Source organism: Pseudomonas sp. Xaverov 83, from assembly GCF_019352905.1.
Lineage (GTDB): Bacteria > Pseudomonadota > Gammaproteobacteria > Pseudomonadales > Pseudomonadaceae > Aquipseudomonas > Aquipseudomonas yamanorum.
Map to the genome: position 1 here is coordinate 1 of NZ_JAAAFU010000066.1, position 8,386 is coordinate 8,386.

General features: G+C 63.9%; 9 protein-coding genes. 6 read left to right on the plus strand and 3 right to left on the minus strand.

The genetic code is table 11. The features are described from left to right. Window positions 1-479 precede the first annotated feature (479 nt). Together K0H47_RS20040 and gspH are read right to left on the minus strand one after the other, a co-directional pair. Window positions 480-1,076: a type II secretion system protein GspJ gene (locus K0H47_RS20040; protein ID WP_219273491.1), complete on the minus strand. Its 597-nt coding sequence runs from the start codon at window positions 1,074-1,076 to the stop codon at window positions 480-482. Continuing rightward, window positions 1,069-1,521, minus strand: a complete 453-nt coding sequence (gene gspH / locus K0H47_RS20045) for a type II secretion system minor pseudopilin GspH (RefSeq protein WP_219273492.1) — start codon at window positions 1,519-1,521, stop codon at window positions 1,069-1,071. Before gspH ends, K0H47_RS20040 begins: the two co-directional genes overlap by 8 nt. Before the next feature lie 85 nt (window positions 1,522-1,606). On the opposite strand from gspH, the gene K0H47_RS20050 reads away from it, so the two are divergent. Then, on the plus strand, window positions 1,607-2,038 hold the full coding sequence (locus K0H47_RS20050; RefSeq protein WP_063029138.1) for a type II secretion system protein N: 432 nt from the start codon (window positions 1,607-1,609) through the stop codon (window positions 2,036-2,038). On the opposite strand, the gene gspI is transcribed toward K0H47_RS20050, so the two are convergent. Continuing rightward, window positions 2,025-2,423 carry a type II secretion system minor pseudopilin GspI gene (gene gspI, locus K0H47_RS20055; protein WP_063029140.1) on the minus strand — a complete coding sequence of 133 codons (399 nt, stop codon included), beginning with the start codon at window positions 2,421-2,423 and terminating at the stop codon, window positions 2,025-2,027. The genes K0H47_RS20050 and gspI overlap by 14 nt on opposite strands. A 148-nt stretch (window positions 2,424-2,571) precedes the next feature. On the opposite strand from gspI, the gene gspG reads away from it, so the two are divergent. Genes gspG through gspD form a run of 5 tightly spaced genes read left to right on the plus strand, consistent with a single transcriptional unit; the run spans window position 2,572 to window position 7,897 of the window. After that, window positions 2,572-3,009, plus strand: coding sequence for a type II secretion system major pseudopilin GspG (gene gspG, locus K0H47_RS20060; protein WP_017475328.1), 438 nt, complete (start codon window positions 2,572-2,574; stop codon window positions 3,007-3,009). Between the two features lie 8 nt (window positions 3,010-3,017). Beyond that, window positions 3,018-3,965: a type II secretion system minor pseudopilin GspK gene (gspK, locus tag K0H47_RS20065; protein WP_219273493.1), complete on the plus strand. Its 948-nt coding sequence runs from the start codon at window positions 3,018-3,020 to the stop codon at window positions 3,963-3,965. Next, entirely contained in the window at window positions 3,962-5,074 is a 1,113-nt protein-coding gene (gene gspL / locus K0H47_RS20070) for a type II secretion system protein GspL (RefSeq protein ID WP_219273494.1), read from the plus strand. The genes gspK and gspL overlap by 4 nt, the downstream gene beginning before the upstream one ends. Beyond that, window positions 5,067-5,591 (plus strand): type II secretion system protein GspM, encoded by a 525-nt coding sequence (gspM, locus tag K0H47_RS20075; protein WP_093208685.1) that lies wholly within the window; start codon window positions 5,067-5,069, stop codon window positions 5,589-5,591. The genes gspL and gspM overlap by 8 nt, the downstream gene beginning before the upstream one ends. Beyond that, the gene (gspD, locus tag K0H47_RS20080) at window positions 5,588-7,897 is read left to right on the plus strand and encodes a type II secretion system secretin GspD (protein ID WP_219273495.1); all 2,310 of its coding nucleotides are present in this window, start codon (window positions 5,588-5,590) and stop codon (window positions 7,895-7,897) included. The genes gspM and gspD overlap by 4 nt, the downstream gene beginning before the upstream one ends. Window positions 7,898-8,386 lie beyond the last annotated feature (489 nt).

Below are 8,386 nucleotides of genomic sequence, written 5' to 3' on the forward strand. Positions count from 1 at the left end.
GCTGCTTTTCTGTGGGAGCTGGCTTGCCTGCGATGCAGACAACTCGGTACATCAGGTACACCCAGTTGATGCCATCGCAGGCAAGCCAGCTCCCACATTTGGACCGCGCCCGCTTTAGATTTTGATTTGGCTTTTGCTCTTCAACACTCAAGCCGGCCGGTAGGCCGCTGTGCTTTTGCTTTTGATCTTGATTTTGATCTTAGGCGCCCCGTTAAACCACGCTGGCCGAACGCAGGCTTTGGAGCGTGGGTAACCCGGCAGGACGCCGGGTTAGCCGCGCTGGGCCAAGGATGGCCCATCGCGGCGGCCCACGGTCCAAAGCCGGAGTGAGGGCACACCGAGCCTAGGCGAGGTGCCGAGTGGTGGGGCAAGAGCGTTTTGCTTACTTTTGCGCTTTTCAAAAGTGAGCCGCTGTAAGAGCGGAACCCATATCAGCCATCACCCAAATAACGGATATGTACACGCCCCCCCAAAAAGCCCTACCGCAGGGGCCCAAAAACCTGCCGATACCGCTCCACCCCCTGACCCGCCTCCCGCACCAGAACCACCTCAACCCCCAGCGGTTCCTCCTGCCGATTCCCACTCAACTGCCGCCACCCCTTGTCCCAAACCCGCACCTGCAAATCCCTGACCTGCCCAAGCACCGCCACCGTATCCCTGGGTGCCGGTAGCGGATACCGATCCCGCGCCGGTGCCGCCGCCCGATACAGCGTGTCCCCCTTGAGCCACCACCGCACCCGCTGCAACCCATCCCCAGGAACCGGCGCACTCCGGATCACCTCCAACCGGAACCCCTTGCTATCCGTACTCCTCACCGACACCGCCGCCAACCCCCCAGGCTTCGGCGCCTCATCCCCAATCGGCGGCCCCAACTCAACCCCCGCACGCAAACTCAGATCCAGCTGCATCTGGTTCAGCGCCCGCAACAAGGTCTCAGTCTCCTCACTGCTGGCCTGCAAGTGCTGATCAGCACGGGTCACACTGTCCAGCCCGCGCCAGGCAATCACACTGACCACCGCCATCAACATGATCGCCACCATCACCTCAATCAGCGTAAAACCCTTCTGGTCACTCATGACTCACCACCCGCAACAACCCCGCCGCATCCCGTTGCAGACTCAGGCTGTGCTGCCCGTCCGACAGCACCACCTGCATCGGCGGGTTCACCCATTCAGCATCCAGCACCAGGTGCTTCCCGGGCTCGATGCGCACCTGCATCGGCGTGCTGTCCCAGGCCCGCGGGCGCAGTTGCTGATCGCCACTGAAGTCCTCCAACCCCAACCCGTCATCCGTCGCGCGGCTGAAGCGAAACCCCTGGGCATCCGCCTTCCAGGTAATCGCCCGGCCATCCGCGCGAGCCTCGGCCTGGGCCACCTGCAGCAACTGGCTCAGGCGTTCCGCGTCCTTGCGCAGCAGGTGCAGCGGATCAGGCTTGATGCTCAGGCTGATGGCCGCACTGGCGATGCCGATGATCACCAACACCACCATCAACTCGATCAACGTGAAGCCCTGCTGTTTCATTTTTTGCTCCCTGATCAACCGCTGAAATAAAAAGGTGTGAATTGCCCTGTAGCCTGAGGCAACGGACAACCAGGAGGTCCCGCCCATGGCATTCACCCATCGTTTTTCACCCGCCCATGGCGTCCAGGCCTTGGCGTTGCTGGCAGCGCTGGCAGGGGTGGCGACCTGGACGCCGTTGCTGCTCACGTCGGCCGAGTCCCACACCCCGCAGGCCGCGCCCCAGGCATTGGTCTCCCGCAGTGACAACCCTGCCGTGCAGTGGTTTTCCAATACCCCGGCGGTGATGCAGATCAAGGTCTCCGGGGTGCTTGCCGGTGCCCGTGGTGCGGTGGCCATCCTCAGCCTCAACGACGGGCCGCCCCGCAGTTTTTTGTTGGGTGAGCGGCTAAGCCCCGGCGTGCGCTTGACGGCCATTGAAGGCGATAGCGTGGAGATCGAACGTGGTACTGAAAAAATCCGCGTGCCCCTCGACAAGTTGCCCGACGGCCCGGCCTTGCCAAGCCTCACTCGGCAGTAACCGCGCGCTTCACCGGCGGGCGCCCCATCAAGGTTTCCAGGCGCGCCAGGGGTGGCGCTTCACGGGTCGCGTCCAGCACCCGAACGCTGACTTGGAACAGCCGCCCATCCGGCCCGTTGCTGATGGTTTGTTCGCAGCGCAATTTCAGCCGACCCTGGTCGCAGTCGAAGGTCTTGCGCCCGGGACTCACCCGACCTTCCAGGCGCAGTTCCGCCAGGCGACTCTGGGCCGCCAGCAGCGCCATCGACTTGTCCCGCAGCAGCCCGTTGCTGGTGGTCATCAGCCCGGCCACGCGCACGGCTGCGGCCATGGCCACGGCGATGATCGCCAGTGCCACCAACACTTCAATCAGGGTGAAACCTTGCTCGTTGCGGGGGCCGCCCATGGCGTACTCAAAACCGGGAATCAGGCCCGCAGACTAGCCCCCGCAGTTGACCGATTGGCGACCAAAGCTCCCGAGGATTTTCAACATGACTGACATGTGTTCTTGCAACACTGCGCCACGAAATGCACTCAAGCCAAGGAATGTCGAGATGGATATCGCACACTTCACCTCCCCACGCAGGCAGCGTGGTTTCACCTTGATCGAGATCATGGTGGTCGTGGTGATCCTGGGGATTCTGGCGGCGCTGGTGGTGCCCAAGGTGCTCGACCGCCCGGACCAGGCGCGGGCCACAGCCGCCAAGCAGGACATTGGCGGGCTGATGCAGGCCCTGAAACTCTACCGCCTTGACCACGGTTCTTATCCCACTATGAACCAGGGCTTGAAGGTGCTGGTGGAGCGCCCGGCCGACGCGAAAAACAGCAACTGGCGTGCCTACCTCGAACGCCTGCCCAACGACCCGTGGGGCAACCCTTATCACTACCTCAACCCAGGGGCCAACGGCGAAGTGGATGTGTTCTCCCTCGGCGCCGACGGGAAACCCGATGGTGACGGCGTGAATGCCGATATCGGCTCCTGGCAGCTGTAAGGCCGGCGATGAACAGCCATTCGCCCCCAGCGGCGAAGCAGCGCGGCATGGCGATTATCAGCGCCTTGCTGATCGCGGCCGTGGTCGCGGTGATTGCCGGTGCCATGCTCGCCCGGCAGACCGTGTTCACCCGCAGCCTGGAAGCCGAACAGCTGCGTATCCAGGGGCAATGGTTATTGAATGGCGGCCTGGAAACCAGTCGCCAACTCCTGTGGGATGCGCGCCGCCAGGACGTCTTGACCCGGCTCGATCAACCGTGGGCACGCCCCCTCGGCGGTGCTTTCGAGGGGCGGATTGAGGATGAGCAGGGCAAGTTCAACCTGCGCAATCTGGTGACCCAACAACACCCGGACGCCGTGCAATTGCAGAGCTTTGAGCGCCTGTGCCAATTGATCGGCATCGACCTGGCCGTGAGCCGCCGCATCAGCCGGCGGGTGATCGACTCATACGACCAGCGCGAGCTCGGCGCCTCACTCACCGGTGGTTTCAACAGCAGCCGCGATACCTCGCCCGGAACAGCGGCGCCATTGATTCCAGCCAAGTACCCCATGCTGCGCAGCCTCATTGACCTCAGTGGTATCGAAGGCCTCGACCCGCGCCAACTGCGGCGCATGGCGAGCTACGTCAGCGTGCTGCCCGGCAATACCTGGGTCAACGGCAATACCGCCAGCGCCGAGGTGCTCAGTAGCGTGGTGCCGGGGCTTAGCCTGTCGCAGGCCCAGGCCCTGGTGGCCGAGCGCGACGGCGGGCGCTGGTTTATCAATCGCGGAGATTTCGTCAACCGGTTGCGCATGCCACAGGTCGCGGTGGACACGGTGCAGGTGGGGATCACCAGTGAGTGGTTTCGCGTGCAGGGCCAGGTCCGTCGCGAGCAGCGTCGGGTGACGTTGGAGGCGTTGCTGTATCGCCCCGAAGACCGTCAGCCCCAGGTGATCTGGTCGCGGGTGGGCGTATGAAGCGTTTGCGAATCGGCTTGCCGCCACTGGATGAACTCACCACCGAGAGCCAGGTGCAGTTCGCCTGGTTGGACCGCGCCGGGCAGGTCAGCCAGCTAGGCCAGGGCAGCCTGGCGCAGCTGGCCAATAACCCGGCGGCGTTTTTTCTGCACCCGCGGGACAGCCTGCTGACCAGCCTGGAGCTGCCGCAATTGCCCTCCGCCAAGGTCGACGACGCAGTGACGTGCGCGGCCCAGGCATTGATCCTTGGCCCGTTGGAATTGATGCATGTGGCCCACGGTCCACGGGAAAGCAGCGGACGGGTGCAGGTGGGCTGGTTGCCCAAAAGCAGCCTTGAACACCTGGGCCGGATAACGACCCAATTGAAAATCAAAGTGCGCGGCCTATACCCGGCACCGTATGCGTTGCCAGTCAGCGAGCCACCCAGCGCGGCATTCAGCGACGGGCATTTGCTGCTGCGCCTCAGTGTCCAGCAGGGTGCGGTGCATCCGTTGGGACAGCCCGCGCTGGATGATCTGCTCGCCACCGGCGTCGATGTGCATCAAGTGACCGGCGATGCCCGTTGGGCTGGGCCATTGCCGGGCTGGGGTTTGCACGGGCGGCTTCAGCAGGCGGCCACCGGTGGCTGGGGCAGGGCGGCGGCGTGCACGGCGCTGGCGGTCGCCATCTGGACCCTGGGCCTGAACCTCTACGCCGCCCGCCAGGTCGAGGAAGGCCAGCGCCTCAAGGCGCAGATGAGCCAGCAAGTGCGCCAGGCCTTTCCCGAGCTGCCGGTGATTCTCAACCCGCTGCAACAAGCCCGTCAGCAATTGGCCGCACGCCAGAGTGGCGCGGCGGCTGAGCCGGGCCAGCGTTTTACCGGCTTGCTGGCGCTGGCGGGTAGCAGCCTGCCGTCCATGGCGGGCAGCGTCGAGAGCCTGAGCTACGAGCAAGGCCGTTTGCAGGTGAGCCTGCTGCCCGACACCCGCAGTCCGGCGCTGGCGGCGGACGCGCAGGCGCTGCTGGCCCAGGCCGGGTTCAGCGCCACCCGCGACGACCAGGGCTGGACCCTCGGCCCGCTCGCCGAGCGCGTTGAAGTCGATGCAGACGATGAGGCCGAAGATGAATAAGCGTTGGCAGCTTATGCGCAGCCGGGCTCAGGTGTTCTGGAATGGCCTGGCCGTGCGTGAAAAACGTCTGCTGGTGGGTGCCGGCCTGGTGCTGGCGGGGCTGCTGACCTGGTTGCTGTTGATCCAGCCACCGCTGAAGAAGATCGATTACTGGCAAGCCGAAACCCCGAAACTGCGCAGCCAGGCCGAGGCCTTGCAGGTGCTGCTGCAAGGCGTCGCGGCAACCCCGCGCAGCAATGACCTGGAAACCGCCTTGCACCAGTCCCTCGACAACGCCGGGCTACAGGGTCGCTATCACTTGCAGGCGCAGGACGCCGGTAGCTGGCGCCTGACCTTCGAGCAAGCCCCGGCGGATGCCGTGGTCGACTGGCTGCTGGCCAACCCTCGGCCATTCTCCCTGGAAGTCTCCGAGGCCCGCCTGCAACGCGCAGGCGCTGCCACCCCTTCAAACTCGGCCGGCACCTTGTCCGGGACCGTTCGCATGGATCAGGCGCCTGGCGCTAAGGAAGCTTCATGAAGTGGTCATTGCCCAACGCTGCGCCTTATCGCAAGGTCGCTCCTTTGCTGTTGCTGGCGCTGGGAGCGTGCAGCAATCCCCAATCGCCCACACCGCTGCTGGTGGACAGCGAACTCGGCCAACCCCTGGCCGACACCCGACGCAGTGGCGACACACCGCTGGACCGCCAGCGCGAACCGCTGCCGTCAGCCCGAGTGCAGCACCCGGTGACCAACAGTGCCCGCAGCCACGCCACCGCCCCGGCCAAGGCGCGCAACCCGTTGGGCGATCAGCCGGTGCAACTGAACTTCGTCGACGCTGATATTCAGGCCGTAGTGCGCGCCTTGTCCCGCGCCACCGGCCAGCAGTTCCTGGTGGACCCACGGGTGAAAGGCAACCTGACCCTGGTCAGCGAAGGCCAGGTACCGGCGCACCAAGCCTACGACATGCTGCTGGCGGCGCTGCGCATGCAAGGCTTCAGCGTGGTCGACGTGGGCGGCGTGGCCCAGGTGGTGCCGGAGGCGGATGCCAAGTTGCTGGGCGGGCCGATCTACAGCGGCGCCAACCCGGGCGGGCAGGGCATGCAGACCCGTACTTTCCGCCTGCAATACGAAAACGCGGTAAACCTGATCCCGGTATTGCGCCCCATCGTGTCGCCGAACAACCCGATCAACGCCTACCCTGGTAACAACAGCATCGTCATCACCGACTACGCAGAAAACCTTGCACGGGTGGCACAGATCATCGACGGCATCGACACCCCGAGCGCCATCGACACCGACGTGGTGAAAGTACAGAACGGCATCGCCGTGGACATCGCCGCCATGGTCTCGGAGTTACTGGAAACCCAGGGCGCCGACCAGACCCAGAAGATCAACGTGATCGGTGACCCGCGCTCCAACTCCATCATCATCCGCGCCGGCAGCCCGGAGCGCACGGAACTGGCGCGCAACCTGATCTACAAGCTCGACAACGCCCAGAGCAACCCGAGCAATATGCACGTGGTGTACCTGCGCAACGCCCAGGCCGGCAAGTTGGCGCAGTCGCTACGGGGTTTGCTCACTGGTGAGAGCGACACCGGTACCAGTGATAATGCCCGTGGCAAGTTGAGCAGCATGGGCGGCAACACCCAGGGTGGCCAGGGCAGTACCCAGAACAGCAGCGGCACTCCCACCGGCAGCGGCACTGTCCAGCCCAGTGGTTACGGGCAGGACACCAGCAGCACCGGAGCCTCTTCCCCTACCGACCAGAACACCGCGTTCAGCGCCGGTGGCGTGACGATCCAGGCGGACGCCACCACCAACACCTTGCTGATCTCGGCGCCGGACCCGCTGTATCGCAACCTGCGGGAGGTGATCGACATGCTCGACCAGCGTCGCGCCCAGGTGGTGATCGAGAGCCTGATCGTCGAAGTGGGTGAGGACGATGCCAGCGAGTTCGGGGTGCAGTGGCAGGCGGGCAACCTGGGCGGGAAGGGGGGCTTTGGCGGGGTGAACCTGGGGGGCAGCGGCTTGAATGGAACCCCCACCAGCAAGACCAGCATTGATGTGTTGCCCAAGGGTTTGAACATCGGGCTGGTGAATGGCTCGGTGGACATTCCGGGGATTGGCAAGGTGCTGGACCTCAAGGTGCTGGCCCGGGCATTGAAGAGCAAGGGCGGGACCAATGTGTTGTCGACGCCGAACCTGCTGACCCTGGATAACGAGGCGGCGAGTATTTTTGTGGGGCAGACGATTCCGTTTGTCACCGGCAGTTATGTGACGGGCGGCGGCGGCACGAGCAATAACCCGTTCCAGACGGTGCAGCGCGAGGAAGTGGGGCTGAAGCTGAACGTGCGGCCGCAGATTTCCGAGGGGGGGACGGTGAAGCTGGATATTTATCAGGAGGTCAGCAGCGTCGACACGCGGGCTTCGGTGGATGCCGGGACGGTGACGAACAAGCGGGCGATTGATACGAGTATTTTGCTGGATGACGGGCAGATCATGGTACTTGGCGGGCTGTTGCAGGATGGGTATAGCCAGAGCAATGACGCGGTGCCTTGGTTGTCGGATATTCCGGGGTTGGGGGCGCTGTTCAGGAATGAAAAGCGCAGTGTGACGAAGACTAATTTGATGGTGTTTTTGCGGCCCTACATTATTCGTGACGGTGGGGCGGGGCGCAGTATTACGCTGAATCGCTATGAGTTTATGCGCAGGGCCCAGGGTGGGTTGCAGCCGGAGCATAGTTGGGCGATGCCGGATGTGCAGGCGCCGCAGTTGCCTTCGGTGGATAAGGCGATTCCCGAGGCGCAGGGTGTTAGGGCGGTGATTCGGGCGGTGCCGCGGTGATTTGGGTTTTGGATGGGGGGCATATCCGTTGCTGCGGTAACGGCCACCTATGGTTCTGCTCTTACAGCGGGTCACTTTTGGCAAACGCCCCAAAAGTAACCAAAAGGTCTTTGCCCCACCACTCGGTGCCTCGCCTAGGCTCGGCATGCCCGCACTCCGGCCCGGTTCCGCGGGCCGCCGCGACGGGCCATCCATGGCCCGGCGCGGCTAAATCGGCATCCTTGCCGATTTACCTGCTCCACCGTGCCTGCTTGCGGCCATCGTGGTTAACGGGGCCCGCAGATCAAGATCAAAAGCCAGATCAACAGCAAGAGCACAGCGGCCTACCGGCCGGCTTGAGTGTTAAAAGCAAAAGCAAAAACCGGAGCGAAAACAGAGCTGCTTTTCTGTGGGAGCTGGCTTGCCTGCGATACAGACAACTCGGTTTTTCAGATACACCGAGGCGATGCCATCGCAGGCAAGCCAGCTCCCACATTTGGACCGTGCCCG

Bases quoted from the DNA above. Each gene is read 5' to 3' on its own strand.
- gspK (WP_219273493.1), top strand. From the start codon at position 3,018: ATGAACAGCCATTCGCCCCCAGCGGCGAAGCAGCGCGGCATGGCGATT.
- gspH (WP_219273492.1), bottom strand. From the start codon at position 1,521: ATGAAACAGCAGGGCTTCACGTTGATCGAGTTGATGGTGGTGTTGGTG.
- gspG (WP_017475328.1), top strand. From the start codon at position 2,572: ATGGATATCGCACACTTCACCTCCCCACGCAGGCAGCGTGGTTTCACC.
- gspI (WP_063029140.1), bottom strand. From the start codon at position 2,423: ATGGGCGGCCCCCGCAACGAGCAAGGTTTCACCCTGATTGAAGTGTTG.
- gspL (WP_219273494.1), top strand. From the start codon at position 3,962: ATGAAGCGTTTGCGAATCGGCTTGCCGCCACTGGATGAACTCACCACC.
- K0H47_RS20040 (WP_219273491.1), bottom strand. From the start codon at position 1,076: ATGAGTGACCAGAAGGGTTTTACGCTGATTGAGGTGATGGTGGCGATC.
- gspD (WP_219273495.1), top strand. From the start codon at position 5,588: ATGAAGTGGTCATTGCCCAACGCTGCGCCTTATCGCAAGGTCGCTCCT.
- gspM (WP_093208685.1), top strand. From the start codon at position 5,067: ATGAATAAGCGTTGGCAGCTTATGCGCAGCCGGGCTCAGGTGTTCTGG.
- K0H47_RS20050 (WP_063029138.1), top strand. From the start codon at position 1,607: ATGGCATTCACCCATCGTTTTTCACCCGCCCATGGCGTCCAGGCCTTG.